This window comes from Enterobacter sp. 118C5 (assembly GCF_034107645.1).
Classification (GTDB): Bacteria; Pseudomonadota; Gammaproteobacteria; order Enterobacterales; family Enterobacteriaceae; genus Enterobacter; species Enterobacter nematophilus.
Genome location: NZ_JAWNEU010000001.1, coordinates 125227 through 152063 on the forward strand (window position 1 = coordinate 125227; position 26837 = coordinate 152063).

General features: G+C 56.4%; 24 protein-coding genes. 22 read left to right on the forward strand and 2 right to left on the reverse strand.

Going from position 1 to position 26837, the window contains the following annotated elements; translation table 11 throughout:
- Positions 1-755: 755 nt before the first annotated feature.
- From araF to otsA, 5 genes are all read left to right on the forward strand, one after another.
- Positions 756-1745 (forward strand): arabinose ABC transporter substrate-binding protein AraF, encoded by a 990-nt coding sequence (gene araF / locus UTO39_RS00630; RefSeq protein WP_008500409.1) that lies wholly within the window; start codon positions 756-758, stop codon positions 1743-1745.
- A gap of 71 nt (positions 1746-1816) precedes the next feature.
- Entirely contained in the window at positions 1817-3331 is a 1515-nt protein-coding gene (gene araG / locus UTO39_RS00635) for an L-arabinose ABC transporter ATP-binding protein AraG (protein WP_266178841.1), read from the forward strand.
- Between the two features lie 14 nt (positions 3332-3345).
- Entirely contained in the window at positions 3346-4326 is a 981-nt protein-coding gene (gene araH, locus UTO39_RS00640; RefSeq protein ID WP_032644894.1) for an arabinose ABC transporter permease AraH, read from the forward strand.
- Between the two features lie 176 nt (positions 4327-4502).
- The gene (otsB, locus tag UTO39_RS00645) at positions 4503-5306 is read left to right on the forward strand and encodes a trehalose-phosphatase (protein WP_320726191.1); all 804 of its coding nucleotides are present in this window, start codon (positions 4503-4505) and stop codon (positions 5304-5306) included.
- Positions 5281-6705, forward strand: a complete 1425-nt coding sequence (otsA, locus tag UTO39_RS00650) for an alpha,alpha-trehalose-phosphate synthase (protein ID WP_253542594.1) — start codon at positions 5281-5283, stop codon at positions 6703-6705. Before otsB ends, otsA begins: the two co-directional genes overlap by 26 nt.
- Positions 6706-6720: 15 nt before the next feature.
- On the opposite strand, the gene uspC is transcribed toward otsA, so the two are convergent.
- Positions 6721-7149 (reverse strand): universal stress protein UspC, encoded by a 429-nt coding sequence (gene uspC, locus UTO39_RS00655; protein ID WP_061097846.1) that lies wholly within the window; start codon positions 7147-7149, stop codon positions 6721-6723.
- Positions 7150-7945: 796 nt separating this feature from the next.
- Here uspC and flhD point away from each other — a divergent pair.
- The 6 genes from flhD (at position 7946) to cheW (ending at position 13378) form a co-directional block, all read left to right on the forward strand.
- Positions 7946-8296, forward strand: coding sequence for a flagellar transcriptional regulator FlhD (gene flhD / locus UTO39_RS00660; RefSeq protein WP_028013654.1), 351 nt, complete (start codon positions 7946-7948; stop codon positions 8294-8296).
- A 2-nt stretch (positions 8297-8298) separates the two neighbouring features.
- Positions 8299-8877, forward strand: coding sequence for a flagellar transcriptional regulator FlhC (flhC, locus tag UTO39_RS00665; protein WP_013096051.1), 579 nt, complete (start codon positions 8299-8301; stop codon positions 8875-8877).
- 123 nt (positions 8878-9000) lie between these two features.
- The gene (gene motA, locus UTO39_RS00670; protein ID WP_008500417.1) at positions 9001-9888 is read left to right on the forward strand and encodes a flagellar motor stator protein MotA; all 888 of its coding nucleotides are present in this window, start codon (positions 9001-9003) and stop codon (positions 9886-9888) included.
- On the forward strand, positions 9885-10814 hold the full coding sequence (gene motB, locus UTO39_RS00675; protein ID WP_061097847.1) for a flagellar motor protein MotB: 930 nt from the start codon (positions 9885-9887) through the stop codon (positions 10812-10814). Before motA ends, motB begins: the two co-directional genes overlap by 4 nt.
- Positions 10815-10818: 4 nt before the next feature.
- Positions 10819-12855 (forward strand): chemotaxis protein CheA, encoded by a 2037-nt coding sequence (gene cheA / locus UTO39_RS00680; RefSeq protein ID WP_320726192.1) that lies wholly within the window; start codon positions 10819-10821, stop codon positions 12853-12855.
- Positions 12856-12874: 19 nt separating this feature from the next.
- A complete protein-coding gene (cheW, locus tag UTO39_RS00685) occupies positions 12875-13378 on the forward strand; it encodes a chemotaxis protein CheW (protein WP_014884351.1) in 504 nt (167 codons plus the stop codon).
- Between the two features lie 103 nt (positions 13379-13481).
- On the opposite strand, the gene UTO39_RS00690 is transcribed toward cheW, so the two are convergent.
- Positions 13482-14741: a dicarboxylate/amino acid:cation symporter gene (locus UTO39_RS00690; RefSeq protein WP_028013651.1), complete on the reverse strand. Its 1260-nt coding sequence runs from the start codon at positions 14739-14741 to the stop codon at positions 13482-13484.
- A 429-nt stretch (positions 14742-15170) separates the two neighbouring features.
- Here UTO39_RS00690 and UTO39_RS00695 point away from each other — a divergent pair, with 429 nt between their 5' ends.
- The 11 genes from UTO39_RS00695 to cheZ all read left to right on the forward strand — a co-directional run bounded on the left by UTO39_RS00695 (position 15171) and on the right by cheZ (position 26790).
- Positions 15171-15743: a spore coat protein U domain-containing protein gene (locus UTO39_RS00695; RefSeq protein WP_061097849.1), complete on the forward strand. Its 573-nt coding sequence runs from the start codon at positions 15171-15173 to the stop codon at positions 15741-15743.
- 12 nt (positions 15744-15755) lie between these two features.
- Entirely contained in the window at positions 15756-16304 is a 549-nt protein-coding gene (locus UTO39_RS00700; RefSeq protein WP_253542588.1) for a spore coat U domain-containing protein, read from the forward strand.
- Between the two features lie 16 nt (positions 16305-16320).
- On the forward strand, positions 16321-17079 hold the full coding sequence (locus tag UTO39_RS00705; RefSeq protein ID WP_320726193.1) for a molecular chaperone: 759 nt from the start codon (positions 16321-16323) through the stop codon (positions 17077-17079).
- On the forward strand, positions 17055-19439 hold the full coding sequence (locus UTO39_RS00710) for a fimbria/pilus outer membrane usher protein (RefSeq protein ID WP_320726194.1): 2385 nt from the start codon (positions 17055-17057) through the stop codon (positions 19437-19439). Before UTO39_RS00705 ends, UTO39_RS00710 begins: the two co-directional genes overlap by 25 nt.
- Positions 19436-20398: a spore coat U domain-containing protein gene (locus UTO39_RS00715; RefSeq protein ID WP_320726195.1), complete on the forward strand. Its 963-nt coding sequence runs from the start codon at positions 19436-19438 to the stop codon at positions 20396-20398. The genes UTO39_RS00710 and UTO39_RS00715 overlap by 4 nt, the downstream gene beginning before the upstream one ends.
- A gap of 84 nt (positions 20399-20482) precedes the next feature.
- Complete coding sequence (gene tar, locus UTO39_RS00720; RefSeq protein ID WP_320726196.1) at positions 20483-22150, forward strand: methyl-accepting chemotaxis protein II; 1668 nt, start codon at positions 20483-20485, stop codon at positions 22148-22150.
- Between the two features lie 44 nt (positions 22151-22194).
- Positions 22195-23796, forward strand: coding sequence for a methyl-accepting chemotaxis protein IV (gene tap / locus UTO39_RS00725; RefSeq protein WP_151412585.1), 1602 nt, complete (start codon positions 22195-22197; stop codon positions 23794-23796).
- Positions 23797-23815: 19 nt separating this feature from the next.
- Positions 23816-24682: a protein-glutamate O-methyltransferase CheR gene (cheR, locus tag UTO39_RS00730; RefSeq protein WP_014884342.1), complete on the forward strand. Its 867-nt coding sequence runs from the start codon at positions 23816-23818 to the stop codon at positions 24680-24682.
- The gene (locus tag UTO39_RS00735) at positions 24679-25728 is read left to right on the forward strand and encodes a chemotaxis response regulator protein-glutamate methylesterase (RefSeq protein WP_014884341.1); all 1050 of its coding nucleotides are present in this window, start codon (positions 24679-24681) and stop codon (positions 25726-25728) included. Before cheR ends, UTO39_RS00735 begins: the two co-directional genes overlap by 4 nt.
- 17 nt (positions 25729-25745) lie before the next feature.
- Complete coding sequence (gene cheY / locus UTO39_RS00740; protein ID WP_008500431.1) at positions 25746-26135, forward strand: chemotaxis response regulator CheY; 390 nt, start codon at positions 25746-25748, stop codon at positions 26133-26135.
- Positions 26136-26145: 10 nt separating this feature from the next.
- Positions 26146-26790, forward strand: coding sequence for a protein phosphatase CheZ (gene cheZ, locus UTO39_RS00745; protein WP_028013643.1), 645 nt, complete (start codon positions 26146-26148; stop codon positions 26788-26790).
- Positions 26791-26837: the final 47 nt, after the last annotated feature.

Sequence of the window (26837 nt, forward strand, 5' to 3'; positions counted from 1 at the left end):
TCCGCTGCTTAACCTGACAGCCAGGCAAATACGAAGAAAAACAGAATTGCAATTTTTGCAGTGACTAAAGTCGATCGAAAATTCACTTCCTGTGTTCGATATAAATAAGCATACCTTTGTCTCAGGATTAAGAAAACTCTTAATTAGGCTGTGTTTACCATACATTACAAACTTTAATATAGTACAAAAATACAAATATATAGCCATCATATGGAATTTCATTAAGGGATTGATATTAAAGCATGAGTATCTTTCCTGGCGTGCTGATTTCCTTTCGTGAACATTTAGCCGGAATAATGCTCTGTGAGAAAAGTAAATACAGATTATTCCTTTCAAATATATGATGCGTTGCTAAATTTGCGCCAAATCAATTTTAACGGAATAACCCTTTTTCATGACTCTTTTGTTTTTTTGATGAAAAGCATGAATCCCGTTCAGGGGGTAACCGCAGCGCCACCGGCCGTAAGGCATCAGGGATTTCTTAGCTAATCTTATGGATAATTCTGCTCACCCGCCTTTGATTTGTCTGACAATTCCGGCCTTTTTTATGTCATTTTTCGCTGAATTTATGTACGCAATTACTGTAATTCTGCGGTGTGATGGGGCTCTCTTATGGATGATTAATTTCCCGCTAAAACTATCACCAGCAATAACGCTTATGACGAGGTAAGCGCTAATGCCTTGTTTTAAGTCCGATTAAATAAGAAGCACGCAAATCTTCCCTACAGAAAAGAATGCTAAAGCTGGAGTTTACCATGCACAAATTTACTAAAGCGCTGGCGGCCATCGGTCTGGCTGCCGTTATGTCACAATCCGCTATCGCTGAGAATTTAAAACTCGGTTTTTTGGTAAAACAGCCGGAAGAACCCTGGTTCCAGACCGAGTGGAAATTCGCTGATAAAGCCGGAAAAGATTTAGGTTTTGAGGTGATTAAAATCGCCGTGCCGGACGGTGAGAAAACGCTGAACGCCATCGACAGCCTGGCGGCCAGCGGCGCGAAAGGCTTTGTTATTTGTACTCCGGACCCAAAACTCGGGTCAGCAATTGCGGCGAAAGCCCGCGGTTACGACATGAAGGTTATTGCGGTTGACGATCAGTTCGTTAACGCCAAAGGCAAACCGATGGACAGCGTACCGCTGGTCATGATGGCGGCGACCAAAATCGGTGAACGTCAGGGGCAGGAGCTTTATAAAGAGATGCAGAAACGCGGCTGGGATGTGAAAGAGACCGCCGTCATGGCCATCACCGCGGACGAGCTGGACACGGCGCGTCGTCGTACGACCGGTTCAATGGACGCGCTGAAAGCGGCCGGCTTCCCGGAAAAACAGATCTATAAAGTGCCAACCAAATCTAACGATATCCCGGGCGCTTTCGACGCTGCGAACTCAATGCTGGTCCAGCATCCGGAGGTCAAACACTGGCTGGTGGTCGGCATGAACGACAACACCGTGCTGGGCGGCGTGCGCGCAACGGAAGGTCAGGGCTTCAAGGCGCCTGACGTGATCGGCATCGGCATCAACGGCGTGGATGCGGTGAGCGAGCTGTCCAAGGCGCAGGCCACCGGCTTCTACGGCTCTCTGCTGCCAAGCCCGGACGTTCACGGCTACAAATCCAGCGAAATGCTCTACAACTGGGTAACCAAAGGGGCTGAACCGCCGAAATTTACCGAAGTGACCGACGTGGTGCTGATTACCCGCGACAACTTCAAAGAGGAACTGGCGAAAAAAGGACTGGGCGGTAAGTAATACGCTGTGATTGTGCCCCTTACTCACCGTAAGGGGCCAGACGTACACACTACAGGAATCACGGAGTCGTTATGCAACAGTCTAATCCGTATCTCTCTTTTCGCGGCATCGGGAAAACGTTCCCCGGTGTTAACGCGCTGACCGATATCAGCTTCGACTGCTATGCCGGCCAGGTTCATGCCCTGATGGGGGAAAACGGAGCGGGGAAATCCACGCTGTTAAAAATCCTCAGCGGCAACTACGCGCCAACAACCGGCACGCTGGCCATTCGCGGTGAAGAGGTGGCCTTTGCCGATACCACGGCGGCGCTCAACGCCGGTGTCGCCATTATCTATCAGGAACTGCACCTCATCCCTGAGATGACCGTGGCCGAAAACATCTATTTAGGGCAGCTTCCGCACAAAAGCGGCGTGGTGAATCGTTCGCTACTTAATTATGAAGCGGGGCTGCAGCTTAAGCATCTGGGTCTGGACGTCGATCCCCAGACGCCGCTGAAATACCTCTCCATCGGCCAGTGGCAGATGGTTGAAATTGCCAAGGCGCTGGCGCGTAACGCCAGAGTGATTGCCTTTGATGAACCCACCAGTTCGCTCTCCGCGCGTGAAATCGAAAACCTGTTCCGCGTGATCCGCGAGCTGCGTCAGGAAGGCCGCACCATTTTGTACGTCTCGCACCGCATGGAGGAGATTTTTGCCCTGAGCGATGCCATCACCGTCTTTAAAGATGGGCGCTATGTGCGCACCTTCACCGATATGCAGCAGGTTAACCATGACCAGCTTGTTCAGGCGATGGTCGGGCGCGATCTGGGCGATATCTATCACTGGAAACCGCGCGAGTACGGCCCCGAGCGCCTGCGTCTGGACAACGTTAAAGCGCCTGGCGTGCGAACGCCGGTTTCGTTATCCGTACGCAGCGGTGAGATCGTCGGGCTGTTTGGTCTGGTGGGGGCGGGGCGCAGCGAGCTGATGAAAGGGCTGTTCGGCGGTACCCGCATTACCGCAGGGCAGGTCTCTATTGACGGCGAGCAGGTGGATATCCGGAAACCTGCCCACGCGATCGGGGCTGGGATGATGCTCTGCCCGGAAGACCGCAAGGCGGAGGGGATCATTCCGGTGCATTCGGTGCGCGACAACATCAACATTTCTGCCCGCCGTAAGTTTATCCGCGCGGGGTGCCTGATTAACGACGGCTGGGAGTCGAGCAACGCCGACCATCATATTCGCTCGCTGAATATCAAAACGCCGGGACCGGAACAGCTGATTATGAATCTGTCAGGCGGGAACCAGCAGAAGGCCATTTTAGGCCGCTGGCTGTCGGAGGATATGAAGGTCATTTTGCTGGACGAGCCGACGCGCGGTATCGATGTGGGCGCAAAACACGAGATTTACAACGTGATCTATGAACTGGCAAAACGCGGCGTGGCGGTGCTGTTCGCCTCCAGCGATCTGCCTGAGGTGCTTGGCGTTGCCGACCGCATTGTAGTGATGCGCGAAGGCGAAATCGCCGGTGAATTACTTCATGAACAGGCGAATGAACAACAGGCGTTGAACCTCGCCATGCCTAAAGTCAGCCAGGCAGTCGCCTGAGTAAGGAGTTAATGATGTCCTCTGTTACTACATCCGGAGCGCCGAAGTCGGCTTTCAGCTTTGGCCGTATCTGGGATCAGTACGGCATGCTGGTGGTCTTTGCCGCACTCTTCATCGCCTGTGCGATCTTCGTGCCTAATTTTGCCACCTTCATTAATATGAAAGGGCTGGGGCTGGCTATTTCCATGTCCGGCATGGTGGCCTGCGGCATGCTCTTCTGTCTGGCCTCCGGTGATTTCGACCTGTCGGTGGCCTCGGTTATCGCCTGCGCGGGCGTCACCACGGCGGTGGTGATCAACATGACGGAAAGCCTGTGGATTGGCGTTTTTGCCGGTCTGTTGCTCGGCGTGATCAGCGGTCTGGTAAACGGTTTTGTTATCGCACGCCTGAAGATTAACGCCCTGATTACCACGCTTGCGACGATGCAGATAGTCCGCGGCCTGGCCTATATCATCTCCGACGGTAAAGCGGTGGGGATTGAAGACGAGCGCTTCTTTACGCTGGGCTACGCCAACTGGCTGGGCCTGCCGGCGCCTATCTGGCTCACCGTGGCCTGCCTGATCCTGTTCGGCTTCCTGCTGAACCGCACCACCTTTGGTCGTAACACGCTGGCGATCGGCGGTAATGAAGAAGCGGCGCGGCTGGCAGGGGTGCCGGTCGTACGCACCAAGATTATTATCTTCGTGCTCTCGGGGCTGGTTTCTGCCGCTGCCGGGATTATTCTGGCCTCGCGTATGACCAGCGGACAGCCGATGACCTCCATCGGTTATGAGCTGATCGTCATTTCAGCCTGCGTTTTAGGGGGCGTTTCCCTCAAGGGCGGCATCGGAAAAATCTCATATGTGGTGGCCGGTATCCTGATTTTGGGCACGGTGGAGAACGCCATGAACCTGCTGAATATTTCGCCATTCTCTCAGTACGTCGTGCGTGGCCTGATCCTGCTGGCAGCAGTGATTTTCGACCGTTACAAGCAAAAAGCGAAGCGTACCGTGTAACCCCAGCGCTGACTTTTTATTGCTCAACTAATAACCATAGTTGACCCCTGAACCGCCTCGCCAGTTTTGCTGGCGGGGCGGTTGTCAAATGGCGAGGCCCATCACACTGTCTATACTTACATGGCTATGAAAGAGGTAAAGGCGTTTACCTCTCGTAAACCGTAAGGAGGATTAGGGTGGCTGACTTGTTAACCGCACCGCCTGTACTGCCCGGAAATTATGCTTTCTTTTTTGACCTCGACGGGACGCTCGCCGGGATCCAGCCGCATCCTGACGACGTGGTCGTACCGGATACGGTGCTAGAGAATTTGCAGCAGCTCTCCAGACTGAACGAGGGCGCATTGGCATTGATTTCAGGGCGCTCAATGGCCGAGCTGGACGTGCTCGCCAGTCCTTACCACTTTCCGCTGGCCGGTGTACACGGAGCGGAGCGCCGCGATATCCATGATCAACTGCATGTTGTATCACTCCCCGATACCTTAATTCAGGCGTTACAGACTGAACTCTCCACGGCGCTGGCGTCGCTCCCGGGCACGGAACTGGAAGCGAAAGGCATGGCGTTCGCCTTGCACTATCGGCAGGCTCCGCATCATGAAGCGGCGATCTTTGCGATTGCCCGCAGCGTGGCCGATGCACACCCGCAGCTCGCGCTGCAGCCGGGGAAGTGCGTTGTTGAGATAAAACCTGAGGGCATTAATAAGGGGGCCGCTATTGCGGCGTTTATGGCGGAAGCGCCATTTAAGGGACGTACACCGGTATTTTTTGGCGATGACCTGACCGATGAGGCCGGGTTTCGCGTGGTGAAACAGGCCGGAGGGATCGCCGTCAAGGTGGGGCCTGGTGACACTGTCGCTGAATGGCGTCTGGCGAATGTCGCCGGCGTCTGGCAGTGGATTTCTGATATCGCTAACCAGCAACAACAACAAATAGCGCAAAACAAAGGGGGAAACCATTATGGGTCGCTTAGTCGTCGTCTCTAACCGAATCGCACCGCCTGATGATAAAAAAGCCAGTGCAGGTGGCCTGGCGGTAGGGGTATTAGGTGCCTTAAAAGCTGCTGGCGGGCTGTGGTTTGGCTGGAGCGGTGAAATCAATGAACAAGATAAACCGCTTAAAAAGGTGACGCGCGGAAACATTACGTGGGCTTCATTTGCGCTTAAAGAGAAAGACTATGACGAGTATTACTCGCAGTTCTCCAATGCCGTCCTGTGGCCTGCGTTTCACTATCGTCTTGACCTGGTGAAATTCCAGCGTGAATCCTTCGAGGGCTACTCGCGGGTGAATGCGCTGCTGGCGGATAAACTGCTGCCTTTAATAGAGGAAGACGATATTTTATGGATCCACGATTATCATCTGCTTCCCTTCGCCAGAGAGCTGCGTAAAAGGGGAGTCAATAACCGAATTGGCTTCTTCCTGCACATTCCGTTCCCGACGCCGGAAATATTCACCGCGCTGCCGCCGCATGAAGAACTGCTGGAGGCGCTGTGTGATTACGACCTGCTGGGCTTCCAGACCGAAAATGACCGTCTCGCGTTCCTGGACTCCGTGTCTGGCAAAACGCGCTTGGCGACCAGCGGCGGCAAAACCCATACGGCGTGGGGGAAAACCTTCCACACTGAGGTCTATCCGATTGGTATTGAACCCGACGAAATTGCGGAACAGGCCTCCGGCCCGCTGCCGCCGAAGCTGGCCCAGCTTAAGAATGAACTCAAGCACGTGAAGAATATCTTCTCGGTAGAGCGTCTGGATTATTCCAAAGGGCTGCCGGAACGCTTCCTGGCGTATGAAACGCTGCTGGATAAATACCCTCAGCACCACGGTAAAATCCGCTATACCCAGATCGCGCCAACGTCGCGCGGGGAAGTGCAGGCCTATCAGGATATTCGTCATCAGCTGGAGACAGAAGCGGGACGCATCAACGGGCGCTACGGCCAGCTGGGCTGGACGCCGCTCTTTTATCTGAATCAGCATTTTGACCGTAAGATCCTGATGAAGGTCTTCCGCTACGCCGACGTGGGGCTGGTTACGCCGCTGCGCGACGGGATGAACCTGGTGGCAAAAGAGTATGTGGCGGCTCAGGACCCGGCGGATCCGGGCGTGCTGGTGCTTTCCCAGTTTGCCGGGGCCGCGAATGAACTGACTTCCGCGCTGCTCGTGAATCCTTACGATCGGGATGATGTGGCTAACGCTCTTAATCGCGCGCTGACCATGCCGCTGACGGAGCGTATTTCCCGCCATGCCGAAATGATGGAGACGATCCGTAAAAACGATATTAATCACTGGCAGGCACGTTTTATTGAGGATCTACGCGAAATAGCCCCGCAAAGTCATGAAGGCGATCTGCAAAAAAAGATCGCGACCTTCCCTAAACTTGCCTGATATTCCTCTGGGGGGTTAAGACCCCCCAAGCGGCACTAACAGCACGTCCACCTGGCTTGAGGCGATAATAGATTTTGCCGCGCAGGTCGCTCGCGATATAAAGCTGTGGTTATGGTTCCCGCAAATCACTAAATCAATATTCTGCTTGCGGCACATATCAAGAATATGGGCATTCAGTTCCCCCGTCGCAATAACGGTTTCATGAACAGGGTAATCTGCTTTTTCGACAAGCTCTCGCAGAAACTGCTGCGTTTCTTCCTGCAATACCTCACGAATATCTTCCAGCATGGGGGCCGCCAGCTGATTGTACATCTCGGGTTCGGCCTCAAGGGTGATGAGGCTGATGCGCGCATTGTGAGGCCTGGCGATCGAAACGGCCCGGGCGACGAGTTGGTGGCTTTCGGGGGAAACGGCAACAGAAACAAGAAGATGGGAGTAACTCATGGCGCACTCCTTAAGATGTCTGACAGACAGCGTTACATCACCATTACCGCGAATTTGCAGGTTCCGCAAGAGTTGAATAAGACATTAGTGTGAAGCTTATCATAATTATTCATTAATTATTCTTATAAGAAGAATAACTAAAAAACGCGCCTAAATGAAAAAAATTAACAACTTAACGTAAGTCACACAATTCTGCCCTTTCGCTATTAAATGGTTTTAACAAGTTATAAACGCATTTCAAATGATTACGTGCCGAAACAATTTTTTTAGTCACCCCGCATAACTATATGTTTTATCGAGGTAATCAAAATGTGTCCCTTAGACATACGCGATGTAAACGATTGCTGATGCCGCACGTACCGATAAAAGCACGTTGCGTGCCACTTTTGCTCACGCTTCTGCATGAGTATTCGTCGATTAAGAATACAAAACAGTGCTGATTGGGTAAAAAATGAGCAAATTAGAAGTCATACTGATGGATTTATGGGGCCTATTCACTTAAATTATGTGACGCAGATCACATTTTTTTTAAATTTGAGGGTGCCTGCATTGTATGTGTCAAATCTGACGAGTAGAGTTTGCGTCGAATTAGGAAAAATCTTAGTTATTTGTAAGAAACGATAAAACATGTAAGAGATGTAACCGCGTTGCATCCCTTACGCGTTTGGATGAATACAAACCTAGATTCAACTATGCATTTAGCCTTTTCTTTTTTATACCGGGTGATTTCCCGGCGACATCACGGGGTGCGGTCTTTCCGCATAAAAATAATAGTTGGTTATTCGGGATGGGAACAATGCATACATCCGAGTTGCTAAAACATATCTATGACATCAATCTGTCATATTTACTGCTCGCGCAGCGTTTAATTAGTCAGGACAAAGCGTCCGCGATGTTTCGTCTGGGTATTAACGAAGAAATGGCAACCATGCTGGGCGGATTAACCCTCCCGCAGATGGTAAAACTGGCGGAAACGAATCAACTGGTGTGCCAGTTCCGTTTTGATAATCCGCAGACGATAACGCGTCTGACGCAGGAATCCCGCGTTGACGATCTGCAACAGATCCATACCGGTATCCTGCTCTCCACTCGCTTGCTTAGCGACATCAGCCAGCCTGATGACGCAGCCCGTAAGAAAAGGGCCTAGCAATGAGCGAAAAAAGCATTGTTCAGGAAGCGCGTGACATACAGCTGGCCATGGAGCTGATTACGCTGGGTGCTCGTTTACAAATGCTGGAAAGCGAGACTCAGCTGAGCCGTGGTCGCCTCATCAAACTGTATAAAGAGTTACGCGGTAGTCCCCCGCCGAAAGGCATGCTGCCGTTTTCTACGGACTGGTTTATGACCTGGGAGCAGAACATCCACGCTTCCATGTTCTGTAATGCCTGGCAGTATCTTCTCAAAACCGGTTTGTGCAGCGGCGTAGACGCCGTGATCAAAGCGTACAAACTTTACCTTGAACAATGCCCACAGCAGGAAGAAGGCCCTCTGCTGGCGCTGACCCGCGCATGGACGCTGGTGCGTTTTGTTGAGAGCGGAATGCTTGAACTGTCGCGCTGCAATTGCTGCGACGGCAATTTTATTACCCATGCTCATCAGCCTGCAGGCAGCTTCGCCTGTAGTTTATGTCAGCCGCCATCCCGCGCAGTAAAAAGACGTAAACTTTCCCGGGATGCTGCCGATATTATTCCACAACTGCTGGATGAACAGATCGAACAAGCTGTTTAACCCGAACGTGTGGGCAAGATTCCAGCAGCGGTAAGTTTTTACCGCTGCTTTTTTTTACCCCGCAAACGGTAAACGCTGCGAGCTGGACGTCCTTGCCATAGTCACTAGCGGAAGGATGATGTCGTGCTTATCTTATTAGGTTACCTGGTAGTTCTCGGTACAGTTTTCGGCGGTTATATGATGACCGGCGGGCACCTTGGAGCACTCTATCAACCGGCTGAACTTATTATCATCGGCGGCGCAGGGGTAGGGGCTTTTATCGTTGGTAACAACGGTAAATCGATCAAGGGCACGTTAAAAGCAATTCCATTGCTGTTCCGTCGCTCGAAATACACCAAAAGCATGTATATGGATCTGCTGGCGCTGCTCTATCGCCTGATGGCGAAGTCGCGTCAGCAGGGGATGTTCTCGCTTGAGCGGGATATTGAAAACCCGAAAGAGAGCGAAATTTTTGCCAGCTATCCGCGCATTCTGGCGGACGCCATGATGCTGGATTTCATCGTCGACTATTTGCGACTCATCATCAGCGGCAATATGAACACCTTCGAAATCGAAGCGCTGATGGACGAAGAGATAGAAACCCACGAAAGCGAATCTGAAGTGCCGGCCAACAGCCTGGCGCTGGTGGGCGACTCCCTTCCTGCGTTTGGTATCGTGGCGGCGGTCATGGGGGTGGTACACGCCCTGGCCTCAGCGGATCGCCCGGCGGCCGAACTGGGCGCGCTGATTGCCCATGCGATGGTGGGCACCTTCCTCGGTATTTTGCTGGCTTACGGTTTTATCTCTCCGCTGGCAAGCGTGCTGCGCCAGAAGAGCGCGGAAACCACCAAAATGATGCAGTGCGTGAAGATCACGCTGCTCTCTAACCTCAACGGTTACGCGCCACCGATCGCGGTTGAATTTGGCCGTAAAACGCTTTACTCCAGCGAGCGTCCGTCGTTTATCGAGCTTGAAGAACACGTGCGCGCGGTGAAAAACCCAAACCAACAGACGACAACTGAGGACGCATGAAAAACCAGTCCCATCCGATCGTCATCGTCAAAAAACGCAAGCACAAGGGCGGCGGACACGGTTCCCACGGCTCCTGGAAAATCGCGTACGCCGACTTTATGACCGCAATGATGGCCTTCTTTCTGGTGATGTGGCTGATCTCCATCTCCAGCCCGAAGGAGCTTATCCAGATTGCCGAATATTTCCGTACCCCGCTGGCGACGGCAGTGACCGGTGGGCAGCGTATCTCTAATAGCGAAAGCCCGATTCCTGGCGGCGGCGATGATTACACCCAGCAGAAGGGTGAGGTGAAAAAAGAGCCGAACATCGACGAGCTTAAAAGAAAGATGGAGCAGGCGCGTCTGAAAAAACTGCGTGGCGATCTCGATCAGCTGATTGAAGCGGACCCTAAACTGCGCGCGCTGCGTCCGCACCTGAAAATCGATCTGGTCCAGGAAGGGCTGCGTATTCAGATTATCGACAGCCAGAACCGCCCGATGTTTAAAACCGGGAGTGCGGAAGTTGAGCCCTACATGCGCGATATTCTGCGCGCGATTGCCCCGGTGCTGAACGGCATTCCTAACCGAATCAGCCTGTCGGGCCACACGGATGATTTCCCGTACGCCAGTGGGGAGAAAGGATACAGCAACTGGGAGCTTTCTGCCGATCGTGCCAACGCCTCGCGTCGCGAGCTGGTGGCAGGTGGGCTTGATGATGGCAAGGTACTGCGCGTGGTCGGCATGGCAGCAACCATGCGCGTCTCCGACCGCGGGCCGGATGACGCCATCAACCGTCGTATCAGTCTTTTAGTGCTGAACCAGCAGGCGGAGCAGGCCATCCTGCACGAAAACGCCGAAAGTCAGAATGAGTCACTGGACGATTTAAAACAGCCTGGGGCCGTCCCTGCGGCTGCCGTTCCAACATCGCCACCAGCCAATCCGAGGTGATAGCGTGAGCATGGATATTAGCGATTTTTACCAGACATTCTTTGATGAAGCCGACGAACTGTTGGCGGATATGGAGCAACATTTGCTCGATCTGGTGCCCGAAGCACCGGACTCCGAGCAGCTCAATGCCATCTTCCGCGCGGCGCATTCCATTAAAGGCGGAGCCGGAACGTTTGGATTTACCATCCTGCAGGAAACGACCCATTTAATGGAAAACCTGCTTGATGAAGCACGACGCGGTGAGATGCAGCTCAATACCGACATTATCAACCTGTTTTTGGAAACCAAAGATATTATGCAGGAACAGCTCGACGCCTATAAAAGTTCGGCAGAGCCTGATGCCGCCAGCTTTGAATACATCTGCAATGCGCTGCGCCAGCTCGCCCTGGAAGCAAAAGGTGAGGTCGCTGCAGCCGTTGTCCCTGCGGCAAAACTGAGCGTTGTCGATGCGGTTGCTGCTGAAGAGGCCGCACCAGCCGCTGCGCAAGCGGGCAAATTGCGCGTTGTGCTGTCTCGCCTGAAAGAGAGCGAAGTTAACCTGCTGGAAGAAGAGCTGGGTAACCTGGCAACGTTAAGTAACGTAGTGAAAGGCAAAGACAGCCTTGCGGCGACCCTCGATGACGGTATCAGTCAGGACGATATCGTGGCGGTGCTGTGCTTTGTCATTGAAGCCGACCAGATCGCCTTCGAAACGGAAGCCGCAGCGGCAGAAGCGCCAGCTCCGCAAGAAGAGGTGGCCGTCGTCGCGCAGGCTGCGGCACCGGCTGTTGCGCCTGCGGCTCCGGTATTGAAAGCGGTGCCAAAAGAGGCCGCGGCACCTGGCCGTGGTGAAAAACCGGCCGCGCGCTCCAGCGAGTCCACCAGCATTCGCGTGGCAGTTGAGAAGGTTGACCAGCTGATTAACCTGGTTGGCGAACTGGTGATCACCCAGTCCATGCTGGCGCAGCGTTCTAACGAACTGGATCCGGTCACGCACGGCGATCTGATCACCAGCATGGGCCAGCTGCAGCGCAATGCCCGCGACCTGCAGGAATCGGTGATGTCCATCCGCATGATGCCGATGGAATATGTCTTCAGCCGCTTCCCGCGCCTGGTGCGAGACCTTGCCAGCAAGCTGAATAAGCAGATTGAACTGACCCTGATGGGCAGCTCAACGGAGCTGGATAAGAGCCTGATCGAACGCATCATCGACCCGTTAACGCACCTGGTGCGTAACAGTCTTGACCACGGTATCGAACTGCCGGAAAACCGCATTGCCGCCGGGAAATCCCCGGTCGGGAATCTGATCCTCTCTGCCGAACATCAGGGCGGGAACATCTGCATTGAAGTGACCGATGACGGCGCGGGCCTCAACCGCGAGCGCATCCTGGCGAAGGCTATTTCGCAGGGGATGGCGGTGAATGAAAACATGACCGACGAAGAAGTGGGCATGCTGATCTTCGCGCCGGGCTTCTCGACTGCCGAGCAGGTGACGGACGTTTCCGGGCGCGGCGTCGGCATGGACGTGGTGAAACGTAACATCCAGGAGATGGGCGGCCACGTTGAGATCCAGTCTAAACAGGGTTCCGGCACCACCATCCGTATTCTGCTGCCGCTGACGCTGGCGATCCTCGACGGCATGTCGGTCAAAGTCGCAGACGAAGTCTTTATTCTGCCGCTGAACGCGGTGATGGAATCCCTCCAGCCGCGTGAGGAAGATCTGCATCCGCTGGCGGGCGGCGAGCGCGTGCTTGAGGTGCGCGGCGAGTACCTGCCGCTGGTAGAGCTGTGGAAAGTGTTCGAAGTGGACGGGGCGAAGACCGAGGCTACGCAGGGTATCGTGGTGATCCTGCAAAGCGCGGGCCGCCGCTACGCGCTGCTGGTCGATCAGCTGATTGGTCAGCACCAGGTGGTGGTGAAGAACCTCGAAAGCAACTACCGCAAGGTGCCGGGTATTTCTGCTGCCACCATTCTGGGGGATGGTAGCGTGGCGCTGATCGTCGACGTGTCGGCGCTTCAGGGATTAAATCGTGAACAACGTGTGGCGTACACAGCCGCCTGATTAAGTAGAAGGTAATAACATGACCGGTATGAGTAATGTAACGAAACTGGCGGGCGAGCCATCAGGGCAGGAGTTCCTGGTATTCACTTTGGGCGATGAGGAGTACGGCATCGATATCCTCAAAGTGCAGGAAATTCGTGGTTACGACCAGGTTACCCGCATCGCTAACACGCCAGCGTTTATTAAAGGCGTCACCAACCTGCGCGGCGTGATTGTGCCAATCGTGGACCTGCGCGTGAAGTTCAGCCAGGGCGACGTTGACTACAACGACAACACCGTGGTGATCGTTCTGAATCTGGGGCAGCGCGTGGTGGGTATCGTGGTGGATGGCGTATCTGACGTCCTCTCCCTGACGTCTGACCAAATCCGCCCTGCGCCGGAGTTTGCGGTCACGCTGTCGACCGAATACCTGACCGGCCTGGGCGCGCTCGGCGAGCGTATGCTGATTCTGGTGAACATCGAGAAGCTGCTGAACAGCGAAGAGATGGCGCTGCTGGATATCGCCGCGAATCATGTAGCGTAGGTAAATGCAAAACGGCAACCCGGTTGCCGTTTTTGTGTTTGCTCCCTCTCCCCGTGGGAGAGGGGCGGGGTGAGGGCATCAGGCCTCACCCTTTTTCATGCCGTTACGCTTCCTGCTTCACCAGCTCAGCTTCCGCTTCCCGCGCGCCTTCATTCTGCGAGAGCATCGCCGTCGCAATCCCGTTCCCCAGCACGTTAATCGCGGAACGGCCCATATCCAGGAAGTGGTCGATCCCCATCAGCAGCAGAATGCCCGCTACCGGAATGTTAAAGCTCGGGATCGTCGCGGCCAGCACCACCAGCGAAGAACGCGGCACGCCCGCAATCCCTTTAGAGGCGAGCATCAGAGTCAGCATCAGCACCGTTACCTCAGAGAAGCTCAGGTGAATGTTGTACGCCTGAGCGATAAACATCGAGGCGAAAGAGCAGTACACCATCGACCCCACCAGGTTGAAGGAGTAGCCAATCGGCAGGACGAAAGAGGCGATGTTGCGCGAGCAGCCAAAGCGCTCCAGCTGCTCCAGCGTTTTAGGGTAGGCCGCTTCAGAACTGCTGGTGGTGAACGCGACCAGCACCGGATCTTTCAGCATGCTGACCAGGCGAAACACCTCTTTTTTCAGCACCATGTAACCCACGGCCAGCAGCACCATGCAGGTGAGAAGAATGGCAACGTAGTAGCCGCCAATAAAGGAGGCGTAGTTCAACAGGATGCCCAGACCCTGCGTGGCAATGACGGAGGAGATCGCCGCGAAGATGGCCAGCGGCGCAACGTACATCACGTAACCCGTTACCTTCAGCATGATATGGGAAACCACATCCAGCGCGGCCACCAGCGGCGCGTTGAATTTCTGCCCCAGCGACGCGCCGCCGATGCCGAAGAACATCGAGAACACCACAATCTGCAGGATCTCATTGTTCGACATCGCCCCCGCGATGCTGGTGGGAATGGTGTGGGACAGGAACGCCTTCAGCGTCATCCCGCCCACGGCCAGACCGGTATCCACCGCCTCGGTTGGGATCGTCAGGTTCAGACCGCTTCCCGGACGCTCCAGCGTGACGATAAACAGGCCAACCAGAATGGAGAGCACGGATGAGCTGATAAACCACACCATCGCTTTGCCGCCCACCCGGCCTATGGTGGAGGTCTCTCCCAGCTTCATAATGCCCACGGTCAGCGTGCTGAAGACCAGCGGCGCAATAACCATTTTGATCAGACGGAGGAAAATATCGGTCAGAAGGGTAATATTATCCGACCAGGCTTTGATGGCATCCGCAGATGCGTACTCGTGAATTGCCGCCCCTGAAAGAATACCCGCCAGCATGAATATCACGATGAAGAGTGTAAGTTTGTTTGCACTTGCCACGAAAAAAGACCCTCTATGCGCTTCAGATGTAGCCCGCGCCGATACATATAAATTTTTTATTACTGCGCGGGAAAATATTCGGCACATAAATTGACGCAAAGCGTAGGGGGATACAACTCCTTTTTAATTTTTATTAATTTTGTTGTTAATGCCCGAACGATATATTGTGATCCTTATCACATTTTGATGGATATATCCTCAGTCAACGTGCAGGAATATTCCTTTTTTTTGTTTTAACCCATTGTTTTATATCTACAAATAAAGTTATCAGGACATGGGTTTTGCCTGCCATGCGCCGGGTGGTCGAAGCGATATCCGTAAACTAAATTCTCAATAACCCCCTCTGAGGAACGTTAAGCGGGGCTAACATCTTGAACGTTAAAAATAAAATGTCGCAAGGGAACGGAGACGTCTTCTGGAGGGTGGTAAATGAAAAGAAAACTCCTTTTGATCTGCGCAGGCACGTTGCTGACTGCGACAACAGCCCATCATGCGCTGGCCGTCACCAGCAACGGCACCATTGGCGCCACGCTGACGCTGACAAACGGTTGTCTGATTAACGGATCGCCCGCGCAAAGCGGCATTAACTTCGGGATACTCGATTTCGGTACCCATCCCGCAACGTTTTCCACCCTGACCACGCAGCTAACCGGCGCCAGCGGCGGAAATACCTTCACCATTCAATGTACGACCGCCAGCTATTCGGTGGCGATCACCGGCAACACCAACTCCACGGCACCTGGCACCGTTGTCGGCTCGCCGGGAACGCCCGCGCGCTATCTGGTAAACACGGCCAATACGGCGCAGGGCGTGGCTTATAGCCTGTACAGCGACAGTGGCTTCAACACCCTGATTGCCAATAACGCCGCGTTGCCTATCGCGTCCACGGCGGGGGGCGTTGACAGTTACACCCTTTACGGACGTATTACCGGCGGCGGTAACAGCGTAACGGTGGTACCAGGCACCTATACCGACACGATTAACGTCAGCGTAACCTATTAGATCTGCACTGCCATGAAGGCACCTTTTATAGGTCTGCGCAAAAGCGCAGAGGGACACGTGCAGCCTTTTTTCGCGCTGATCGTCGGGCTGCTGCTGCTCCCCACGGCGGGGGCGGTGACGTCGCAATCCTTTAAGGTCAGCGCGACCATTGTGCCGGGGTGCGCAGTGGCTACCGGCAGCGGGGGGCTTCTCGGAACGCTGGATTTTGGCACCCATAACGGCGTGGAAAGCGCGCCGGTGAGCACCAGCTTTGTGCCGAACGGGGCCTTGTCCATCGCCTGCACGCCGGGCGTGGCGCTGAGTATGAGCATTAACGGCGGTCAGAATTATTCATCCGTTCGCCGAATGAAGCGCGCGAACGGGACGGAAATGGTCCCTTACCGGCTGTACAGCAGCAGTTCGCTGGCCGCGAACAGCGAAATCGGCGTTAACCAGGCGATACCGGTGACCTATACCAACAGCAATAACATCGCGCTGCCGCTATTTGGCGTGGCGCTATTGACCGGGTTTAGCCCGGCAGGAACCTATTCCGATCAGCTCACCGTGACCTTGTCATGGTAATAAAGGGAGAGAGGCAATGAAGCCATTTATCAGGCATTTGTGTCTGGCGAGCGCGTTGTCAGGCGTCGCGGCAGCCGGACAGGCGCAGGCGGCGGCCACTATTCTGCTCTGGCCCATCGATCCCTGGCTTGCCGCAGATGCTAACGCCACGGAACTGTGGATCCAGAACCAGGGGAACAGCGCAACGACCATGCAGGTGCGCATTGTGCGCTGGAAGCAGGAGGGGGGGTACGAACGCTACAGCGCGCAGCAGGACGTGGTCGCCAGCCCACCCATTGTCACCATCCAGAAAGGCAATAAGCAGCTGATTCGTCTTATTAAACAGGGCGCGGTTCCCGCGGGCGTCGAACAGGCCTACCGCATTATCGTGGATGAAATTCCGCAGCCTGACGCCAAAGCCGCGCCCGCCATCGGCCTCAAATTACAGATGCGTTACTCCATTCCGCTGTTTGTCTACGGACAGGGGATCCCGACCCTGAAAGAGGGGGCGCATCACGCGCTGGTGGAGACCCGAAACCTGAGCTGGCGGGTGACGCAGGAGGGAGGACAACCTGCATTACAGGTGCGTAATCAGGGGGATGTGCACGTCAGGCTTAGCCAGGTGTCGCTGACGCAGGGGGGACAAAAACGCACCGTAGCGGAAGGGTTACTGGGGTACGTCCTGCCGGGCAGCACCCGCAGCTGGCCGATACCCGCTGGCGTTCGTCAGCCAGACCGGATGAGCGCGCAGATTAATGCCAGGGACGAACTATGGCAGTCGCCTCCCGTCAACTGAAGCCGGCAATGATGATGCTGCTTTGCGTCAGTACCACAGCCTGGGGCGATCCCGGCGACGACAGTTTGCCGCCGCCTCCCCAGGCACAGGCGGTAAATGATGAAGCGGTCTTTCAGCTTGCCCTCGTGCTCAACCACTACGACACAGGTCTGGTGGTACCCGTGACGCAGCGCAACGACGCTTTCTTTATCTCCAGCGCCGATTTGCTGCGCGCGGGGCTTCCCCCGGAGCATGTGCCCGCCGGGGAGGTGAATCTCGCCTCACTGAGCCAGGTGCGCGTGGAGTACGACAGCGCCGGGCAGCGACTGCTGCTGACCCTTCCCCGGGACTGGATCACCGCCCGGGTGACGCCCTTTAGCGCGCAAACGGCGCAGTCCAAACCGCACTACGGACGCGGGGCACTGCTGAATTACGATCTTTACACCAACCACACGGAGCACGTTGGCGGCCAGGCGTCGCTCTGGCATGAGCTCCGCTACTTCGACGAGAACGGCTCGTTTTCCTCTACCGGGTACGCCCGGAAAAATTTCACCGGAAACGACGGCCAGCAGGAAGGGTATGTTCGCTACGACACCACGCTGCTGATAACGAATGAGGATGACGCGACCACCTGGAGCGCCGGAGACGTGATCAGCGATGCCCTGAGCTGGACCTCCAGCGTGCGGATGGGCGGTATCAGCTACGGACGTGATTTCTCCCTGCGCCCGGACCTGGTGACATGGCCGCTGCCCGAGTTTTCGGGAGAGGCCGCGGTCCCCACCTCGGTGGATCTCTTCATCAACGGCTATCGATCCGGCTCAACGCAGCTTCAGCCGGGGCCCTTCACCCTGACCAATCTGCCCTATATCAACGGGGCGGGGGATGCGGTGCTGGTCACCACCGATGCGCTGGGACGTCAGGTGAGCACCACGCTGCCGTTTTACGTCACCAGCGATTTGCTTAAAACAGGGCTGAGCGACGGGGCCGTGACGCTCGGCAGCCTGCGCCGCAATTACGGCATCAGGAATTTTGACTACGGCCCGGCGGCAGGCAGCGGCTCGTATCGCTACGGGGTGACCGACTGGCTGACGCTGGAGGGCCACGCGGAAGGGGCAGAAGAGCTGGCGCTGGGCGGGGCGGGGACGGTGATAAAGCTGGGGCGGTTTGGCGTGGTGAATACCTCCTACTCACAAAGCCGCATGCGCGGAGACGACGGCGGGCAAATCAGCTGGGGCTATCAGTACAGCACCAGCGAATTTAGCGTCGCGACCCAGCACACCCGCCGCGATCGCGGTTTTGGCAATCTCGCTCTCTACGATCAGCCGACGGTGTATGACGAAAATGACCGGCCCATCGCCAGCTTTAGCCGCAATACCGACCAGTATTCTCTGACCTTCAATCTGGGACAGTACGGCAATATCGGCGCGGCCTGGATCGGCGTGGAGAGCTTTGACAGCCAAAAAACGGAACTGCTGAATCTCTCCTGGAGCCGCAATCTCTGGGGGTCGAGCAGCATTTACCTGGCCGGCAGCCGGGACCAGCAGCGTGGGGACTGGACGGTCGCGCTGTCGCTGCAGGTGCCGCTGGGTGAGCGCGACAGCGCTGCCGTCACCTTCGAAAACACCCCGGATGCAGGCAGCTCGCAGCGCATTAACTATAACCACTCTATGCCTTCTGACGGCGGGTTTAGCTGGAACGTGGCCTGGGCCAACCAGTCAAAATCCAGCGATTATCAGCAGGGTACGCTGGGCTGGCGCAATAACAATATCGAACTGCAGGGCGGCGGCTATGGCGAAAGGGACACCATGACCTGGTGGGGCGAGGCGATGGGCGCCATTGTCCTGATGGACGGCGAGCTGTTCGCGGCGAACAAAATCAACGATGCGTTTGTGGTGATCAGCACCGACGGCCATCCGGACGTGCCCGTCAGCTATGAGAACCAGCCCGTCGGCAAAACGAACAACAACGGCTACCTGCTGGTCAGCGGGGTGTCGGCCTATTATCCGGCAAGCTACCGAATCGATACGCTGAATCTGCCGGCGGATACCCGGCTGAAGGAGACGGAGCGGCGGATCGCCATTCGCCGTCACAGCGGATATCTGGTGGACTTCCCGATGGAGCAGGAGCGGGTGGCGAGCGTCATCCTGCACGATGCGCAGGGCCAGGCGATCCCGGTGGGAAGCCAGGTCCGACGCGCCTCGCGCAGCAATGCGGTGGTGGGGTATGACGGTATTGCCTGGCTGGAAAACCTCAGCGATGTCAACCCGCTTGAGGTGATCACCCCTGGCGGAAAACGCTGCACGGCGACCCTGGCCGTGGGGGCCAATCCGGAGCACAAGCTGCAAACCTACGGACCGCTGGTTTGTCGGGAGGGACCATGATGCGCCTGCTGCTGTTGACTCTGCTGCTGTTTTCCGGCGGCGGCTGGGCGGCGTGTACCGTCAGTACGGTTAATGCGTCGTTTGGCAGCGTCACCTCGTTTGCGCTGAGCGGGACCGGCGAAGTGCAAACCACCGGCACGCTGGTGGTGGCGTGTGACGCCGTGCTCAATGTGCTAACCAACGACTCGGTGACCCTCAACTACACCGCAGCGTCGGTTTCGGGCAACAGCCGCGCCACCATGAAACGCACGGATAATGCCGCCATCACGGACGTGATCCCCACCCGGCTGTGCGGATTATCCGGCTGCGCGAGCAGCAGCGAGGTGCAGATAAGTAAATCGTATACCTGGAGCGGGAATACCCTGCTGGGATTGCTCGGGTCAAAGCAGTACAACATTCCGCTCTATTTTCGCACGGTCCCCGGACAAAACGTGACTGCCGGGCCTTACCAGGTGCTGCTGAACTTTAGCATCAACTACAGCGTCTGCGCCGTCGGCCTGGGAAGCCTGTGTACATCTCCCCAGTCGGGAACCGCAACGACCAGTATTCTGCTTAACATGACCGTCACCAACGACTGCAGCGCCATGACCACGCCGGACGTGAACTTTAACAGCGCGCCGCTGGTACAAAGTTTTCCCACCGTTTCGCAGGCCATTGCCGTTACCTGTACCAAAGGCAGCACCTACACCATTGGCATTAATAACGGTGCCAATGCTCTTAATAATGTCCGCCGGATGGTAAGCGGCAGTAACTACCTGAGCTACGACATCTATAAAGAAGCCAGCGGCAACCGCTGGGGCGGCAGCGGCGCCGAGCGCTGGAGCAGCGCGACGTCGTCCCAGATCAGTACCGACGGGTTGCTGCGTACCTACAACTATACCGCTAAGGTTCTGACCAATCAGGCCACGCCGCCCGCCGGCACCTACACCGATACGCTGATTGTTGACGTCGCGTTTTAACCCCGCGCTTTTCCCTTTCGCAAATGTAAAGTTCCTGTGGCCTGTGCCGATAACACCGTTAATAAATCTATGAGAAGGTGTTGTATGTTGAACCGTATCCGCGTTGTCACAATGCTGATGATGGTGCTGGTCATTTTCGCACTACTTCAGCTTATCTCCGGCGGGCTTTTTTTCTCGTCGTTAAAACAGAACCAGGACAGCTTCGCCGCCTCGAACGATCTCCGCCTTCAGCAGAGTGAGCTTACGTCAACGTGGGATTTGATGCTGCAAACGCGCATCAACCTGAGCCGCTCGTCCGCGCGCATGATGATGGATCCGAACAATCAGCAGAGCAGCGCGAAAACCGATCTGCTAAAAAATGCCCGGGCCACGCTGGCCGACGCGGCAAAACACTACGCCGCCTTCAAACAGATCGCACCGCAGCCCGCGATGGCGCAGGTGAGCCAGAACATTGATGAAAAATACAGCGCCTACTATGCCGGGCTGACGGAGCTGATCCAGTTCCTGGAGAGCGGCAACATGGATGCCTACTTCGCACAGCCCACGCAGGGGATGCAAAACGCACTCGGCGCGGCGCTGGGGGAATACGCGAAGGCCAGCGGCGACCTGTATCACTCGGCCTTTACTGAAAGCCAGAATGACTACCGCTTTGCGAAATGGCAGATGGCGGTGCTGGCCCTGGCGCTGGTCATTGTGCTGTTTGCTGTGTGGTACGGCATTCGCCATATCCTGCTGAACCCTCTCGGCCGCGTCATTGCCCATATCCGTGAGATTGCCTCTGGCGATCTGACCAAAACGCTGACCGTTTCCGGACGCAACGAGATTACCGAGCTGGCCAACAGCGTCGACCACATGCAGCGTTCATTGATCGAGACCGTCGCCAACGTGCGTAACGGGTCAGAGGCTATTTATACCGGCACCAGCGAAATCGCGACGGGGAATAACGATCTCTCATCCCGTACCGAGCAGCAGGCGTCGGCGCTGGAGGAGACGGCCGCCAGCATGGAGCAGCTCACCGCAACCGTGAAGCAGAACGCCGATAACGCCCGCCAGGCGTCTCAGCTGGCGGAAAGCGCCTCCGAGACCGCACAGCGGGGCGGGCGTGTGGTGGATGGCGTGGTGAAAACCATGCACGAAATCGCCGACAGCTCGAAGAAAATCGCCGACATCATCAGCGTTATCGACGGCATTGCCTTCCAGACCAACATCCTCGCGCTCAACGCCGCCGTGGAAGCGGCGCGCGCGGGCGAGCAGGGGCGCGGGTTTGCGGTGGTGGCCGGGGAAGTGCGCAACCTGGCCAGCCGCAGCGCCAACGCGGCAAAAGAGATCAAAGCCCTTATTGAAGACTCCGTCTCCCGCGTGGATACCGGCTCGGTGCTGGTGGAAAGCGCCGGGGAGACCATGAATGACATCGTGAATGCCGTTACCCGCGTAACGGACATCATGGGTGAAATCGCCTCTGCGTCCGATGAGCAGAGTCGTGGTATCGACCAGGTTGCCCTGGCGGTATCGGAAATGGATCGCGTAACACAGCAAAACGCCGCGCTGGTGCAGGAGTCCGCTGCGGCGGCCGCTGCCCTGGAAGACCAGGCGAGCCGTCTGAAGATGGCCGTCTCGGCGTTTCGTCTCGCTTCACTCGCTGGAAATACGGTCACGCCGCACGCGGTGTACCGCGCGCCAGCCGCCGACACGGCGGTCACCCGCACGCGTGCTGCAACGACCGGACAAGATGAAAACTGGGAAACATTTTGACTGACAATTAAACCGCGGCTGCTTGCCGCTTGATGGGAGCGTGGATGTTAAATCGTATTCGTATCTCGACCACACTGTTTTTGATTCTGATCCTTTGCGGTGTGTTGCAGGTTGGCAGTAACGGGTTGTCTTTTTGGGCGTTTCGCGATGGCTATCAGAATTTGCAGGACGTTGAGGCGAGTAATCAGCAGCGCTCCGCGCTGGCACAAACGCGTGCCGTGCTGTTGCAGGCAAGCACTGCGCTGAACAAGGCAGGAACCTTAACCGCGCTCAGCTATCCGCCGGATGACATTAAGGCGCTGATGGCAACGGCGCGCGACAGCCTGAAGCAGGCAGACGCACAGTTTAAGGCCTTCACGGCGCAGGCGGCCGACAGCGAGAAAGAGAAAGCGCTGAAGGCGGCCATGAAAAAGAACTTTGAGCAGTGGTACAGCGATCTGGACCACCAGGCGACCTGGCTTGAGAACAATCAGCTTTCGGACTTTATGACCGCACCGGTTCAGGCGTCTCAGGCCGCGTTTGACGCCAGCTTTAACGCGTGGCAGCAGGACATTAACCGGTCTGTTCAGCGTGCAGGTGAAGCGAGCCGCACCAGCTATCACATGTCCGGCGTTATCTTTGCCGTCGTCGTGATCCTGGCGGGGCTGCTGACCGGCGGGGCGCTGCTCTGGGCGCGCAGAATGATTGTGCAGCCGCTGGCGATTATCAGCAGCCACTTCGACAGTATTGCGAAGGGGGATCTGGCGCGTCCGGTTGCGGTGTTTGGCAGGAACGAAATTTCGGCGATCTTCGCCAGCCTGAAGGCGATGCAGGGATCGCTGCGCGAAACGGTATCTGACGTGCGCCAGGGCAGTTACGCCATGCACACGGGGATCTCAGAGATTGCGGCGGGGAATAACGATCTCTCGTCCCGCACCGAGCAGCAGGCGGCGTCGCTGGCGCAGACGGCGGCCAGCATGGAACAGCTGACCGCGACGGTAAGCCAGAACGCCGATAACGCCCGCCAGGCGTCTGACCTGTCAAAGCAGGCGGCGATGACGGCGAAGAGAGGGGGCGATCAGGCTTCTCACGTGGCCAGCACCATGCAGGAGATTGCCGCCAGCTCGCAGAAGATCGGCGACATCATTAGCGTGATCGACGGTATTGCGTTCCAGACCAATATTCTGGCGCTGAACGCCGCCGTGGAAGCGGCGCGCGCCGGCGAGCAGGGGCGTGGGTTTGCGGTGGTGGCCGGTGAAGTGCGAAACCTGGCGAGCCGCAGCGCCAACGCGGCGAAAGAGATTAAGACCCTGATTGAAGAGTCGGTCTCTCGCGTCCAGCAGGGGTCAACGCTGGTGGATACGGCGGCGCACACCATGCACGAAATCGTTACCTCCGTGACGCGGGTGAACGACATCATGGGCGAGATTGCCTCGGCGTCGGACGAACAGCGTCGCGGCATTGAGCAGGTGGCTCAGGCCGTCAGCCAGATGGATCAGGTGACGCAACAGAACGCCTCGTTAGTTGAGGAAGCGGCAGCGGCAACCGATCAGCTGGCCAGCCAGGCGGATCGTCTCACCGGGCTGGTCGCGGTATTTAATGTGAAAGAGCACGTTGAAGCAGTAACAGAAGTCGGGCGGTCGCAGGCCGTGCCAGTTGTATCCTGAATGTAATTAAGAAGGCGCTATGACATCACCAATGCCCCCTGGGCAAACGTCATTATTGTTGCAGATGACACAGCGCCTCGCGCTGTCCGACGCGCATTTTCGTCGGATATGTCAGTTAATCTACCAGCGTGCGGGGATCGTGCTTGCGGATCATAAGCGGGACATGGTCTACAACCGGCTGGTGCGGCGCTTGCGTACGCTGGGGCTGGATGATTTTGGTCGCTATCTGAGCATGCTCGAAGCGAACCAGAACAGCGCGGAGTGGCAGGCTTTTATTAACTCGTTAACCACCAACCTGACGGCCTTTTTCCGTGAAGCCCACCACTTTCCGGTTCTGGCCGAGCACGCGCGGCGTCGCACCGGGGAGTATCGCGTCTGGAGTGCGGCCGCCTCGACGGGCGAAGAGCCGTACTCGCTGGCGATCACCCTTGCAGACACGCTGGGCATGGCGCCGGGGCGCTGGAAAGTCTACGCCAGCGATATCGACACCGAGGTGCTGGAGAAGGCGCGCAACGGCGTGTATCGCCAGGACGAGCTGAAAACGCTGTCGCCGCAGCAGCTGCAGCGTTACTTCATGCGCGGTACGGGGCCGCATGAAGGCCTGGTTCGCGTACGCCAGGAGCTGGCGAACTGCGTCGAATTCGCGCCCGTTAACCTGCTCGATAAGCAGTACAACGTGCCGGGTCCTTTCGACGCCATTTTTTGCCGTAACGTCATGATCTATTTTGATAAAACGACGCAACAGGACATTCTGCGTCGGTTTGTTCCGTTGCTCAAGCCTGACGGTTTACTGTTTGCCGGGCACTCGGAAAACTTCAGCAACCTCGCGCGTGAGTTTAGCCTGCGTGGGCAAACGGTATATGCGCTGAGTAAGGAAAAAGCATGAGTAAAATCAGGGTATTGTCCGTCGATGATTCAGCGCTGATGCGCCAGATCATGACTGAAATCATCAATAGCCACAGCGACATGGAGATGGTGGCCACTGCGCCAGATCCGCTGGTAGCGCGGGATTTAATTAAAAAATATAACCCCGACGTGCTAACGCTGGATGTCGAGATGCCGCGCATGGATGGCATAGATTTCCTGGAGAAATTGATGCGGCTGCGGCCCATGCCGGTGGTGATGGTCTCCTCCCTGACCGGGAAAGGATCTGAGATCACCCTGCGCGCGCTGGAGCTGGGGGCGGTGGATTTTGTCACCAAACCGCAGCTCGGCATTCGCGAGGGGATGCTGGCGTACAGCGAGATGATCGCGGAGAAAATTCGCACCGCGTCGCGCGCAAAGCTCGCGGCCCACAAGCCGATGGCCGCGCCGGCAACCCTGAAGGCCGGACCGTTACTCAGCTCGGAAAAACTGCTGGTTATTGGGGCGTCAACCGGAGGAACAGAGGCAATTCGCCATGTACTCCAGCCATTGCCGCTTTCAAGTCCGGGTATTCTGATTACTCAGCATATGCCGCCAGGCTTTACCCGCTCGTTCGCCGAACGTCTGAACAAGCTGTGCCAGATCAGCGTGAAAGAGGCGGAAGACGGCGAGCGCGTGCTGCCGGGCCATGCGTATATCGCCCCGGGCGATAAACATATGGAACTGGCGCGCAGCGGCGCTAACTATCAAATCAAAATTCATGACGGACCGCCGGTCAACCGGCACCGTCCGTCGGTGGATGTGCTGTTTCATTCGGTGGCGAAACATGCGGGGCGCAACGCCGTTGGGGTGATCCTGACGGGGATGGGCAACGACGGTGCCGCCGGAATGCTTGCAATGCACCAGGCTGGCGCCTGGACGATTGCGCAGAATGAAGCAAGTTGTGTGGTGTTCGGCATGCCGCGCGAGGCCATCAATATGGGTGGCGTGAGCGAAGTGGTCGATCTTAGCCAGGTAAGCCAGCAGATGCTGGCGAAAATCAGTGCCGGACAGGCAATACGTATTTGACTCAGGAGTATTATTTTATGGCGGATAAAGAGCTTAAGTTTTTGGTTGTGGATGACTTTTCCACCATGCGTCGCATTGTGCGCAACCTGCTGAAAGAGCTGGGCTTCAACAACGTTGAAGAAGCGGAGGACGGCGTGGATGCGCTGAACAAACTGCAGGCTGGCGGGTTTGGTTTCGTGATCTCCGACTGGAACATGCCAAACATGGACGGTCTGGAGCTGCTGAAAACGATTCGTGCGGACGCGGGCATGGCGTCTATGCCGGTGCTGATGGTCACTGCAGAAGCGAAAAAAGAGAACATCATTGCCGCTGCACAGGCGGGCGCAAGCGGCTACGTGGTGAAGCCATTCACCGCAGCGACCTTGGAAGAGAAGCTCGGTAAGATCTTCGAGAAACTCGGCATGTGAGGTGTTGGTGATGATGCAACCTGCAATGAAACCCGTTGAAGAACACTCGCCGAGCGACATCATCGTGCGCATCGGCAGCCTGACGCGCATGCTGCGTGACAGCCTGCGTGAACTGGGGCTGGATCAGGCCATTGCCGAAGCGGCGGAAGCGATCCCGGACGCCCGCGATCGTCTGGACTACGTTGTGCAGATGACCGCTCAGGCGGCTGAGCGTGCGCTGAACAGCGTTGAAGCGTCACAGCCGCACCAGGACGCGATGGAAAAGGGCGCGAAAGCCCTGACCCAACGCTGGGATGAGTGGTTCGAGAACCCCATTGAGCTGGCGGATGCCCGCGAGCTGGTCACCGACACCCGTCAGTTCCTGGGGGATGTGCCGGGCCACACCAGCTTCACCAACGCCCAGCTGCTGGACATCATGATGGCGCAGGATTTCCAGGACCTGACCGGTCAGGTTATCAAGCGCATGATGGATGTGATTCAGGAGATTGAGCGCCAGCTGCTGATGGTCCTGCTGGAGAACATCCCGGAACCGGCTGCCCGTCCAAAACGCGAGAACGAAAGCCTGCTCAATGGGCCGCAGCTCGACGCCAGCAAGGCAGGCGTGGTGGCAAGCCAGGACCAGGTGGACGACCTGCTGGATAGCCTCGGCTTCTGATAACTGTGATTACCCTCAGGTTGCGGCGTCAACCTGAGGGTGTTTCG

Excerpts from the sequence above, each read along its gene's own strand:
- tar (WP_320726196.1), top strand. The coding sequence starts at position 20,483 with ATGTTGAACCGTATCCGCGTTGTCACAATGCTGATGATGGTGCTGGTC.
- araH (WP_032644894.1), top strand. The coding sequence starts at position 3,346 with ATGTCCTCTGTTACTACATCCGGAGCGCCGAAGTCGGCTTTCAGCTTT.
- UTO39_RS00700 (WP_253542588.1), top strand. The coding sequence starts at position 15,756 with ATGAAGGCACCTTTTATAGGTCTGCGCAAAAGCGCAGAGGGACACGTG.
- UTO39_RS00705 (WP_320726193.1), top strand. The coding sequence starts at position 16,321 with ATGAAGCCATTTATCAGGCATTTGTGTCTGGCGAGCGCGTTGTCAGGC.
- cheZ (WP_028013643.1), top strand. The coding sequence starts at position 26,146 with ATGATGCAACCTGCAATGAAACCCGTTGAAGAACACTCGCCGAGCGAC.
- UTO39_RS00735 (WP_014884341.1), top strand. The coding sequence starts at position 24,679 with ATGAGTAAAATCAGGGTATTGTCCGTCGATGATTCAGCGCTGATGCGC.
- araG (WP_266178841.1), top strand. The coding sequence starts at position 1,817 with ATGCAACAGTCTAATCCGTATCTCTCTTTTCGCGGCATCGGGAAAACG.
- cheW (WP_014884351.1), top strand. The coding sequence starts at position 12,875 with ATGACCGGTATGAGTAATGTAACGAAACTGGCGGGCGAGCCATCAGGG.
- flhD (WP_028013654.1), top strand. The coding sequence starts at position 7,946 with ATGCATACATCCGAGTTGCTAAAACATATCTATGACATCAATCTGTCA.
- UTO39_RS00695 (WP_061097849.1), top strand. The coding sequence starts at position 15,171 with ATGAAAAGAAAACTCCTTTTGATCTGCGCAGGCACGTTGCTGACTGCG.
- flhC (WP_013096051.1), top strand. The coding sequence starts at position 8,299 with ATGAGCGAAAAAAGCATTGTTCAGGAAGCGCGTGACATACAGCTGGCC.
- tap (WP_151412585.1), top strand. The coding sequence starts at position 22,195 with ATGTTAAATCGTATTCGTATCTCGACCACACTGTTTTTGATTCTGATC.
- araF (WP_008500409.1), top strand. The coding sequence starts at position 756 with ATGCACAAATTTACTAAAGCGCTGGCGGCCATCGGTCTGGCTGCCGTT.
- cheY (WP_008500431.1), top strand. The coding sequence starts at position 25,746 with ATGGCGGATAAAGAGCTTAAGTTTTTGGTTGTGGATGACTTTTCCACC.
- cheR (WP_014884342.1), top strand. The coding sequence starts at position 23,816 with ATGACATCACCAATGCCCCCTGGGCAAACGTCATTATTGTTGCAGATG.
- uspC (WP_061097846.1), bottom strand. The coding sequence starts at position 7,149 with ATGAGTTACTCCCATCTTCTTGTTTCTGTTGCCGTTTCCCCCGAAAGC.
- UTO39_RS00715 (WP_320726195.1), top strand. The coding sequence starts at position 19,436 with ATGATGCGCCTGCTGCTGTTGACTCTGCTGCTGTTTTCCGGCGGCGGC.
- UTO39_RS00710 (WP_320726194.1), top strand. The coding sequence starts at position 17,055 with ATGGCAGTCGCCTCCCGTCAACTGAAGCCGGCAATGATGATGCTGCTT.
- motB (WP_061097847.1), top strand. The coding sequence starts at position 9,885 with ATGAAAAACCAGTCCCATCCGATCGTCATCGTCAAAAAACGCAAGCAC.
- otsA (WP_253542594.1), top strand. The coding sequence starts at position 5,281 with ATGGGTCGCTTAGTCGTCGTCTCTAACCGAATCGCACCGCCTGATGAT.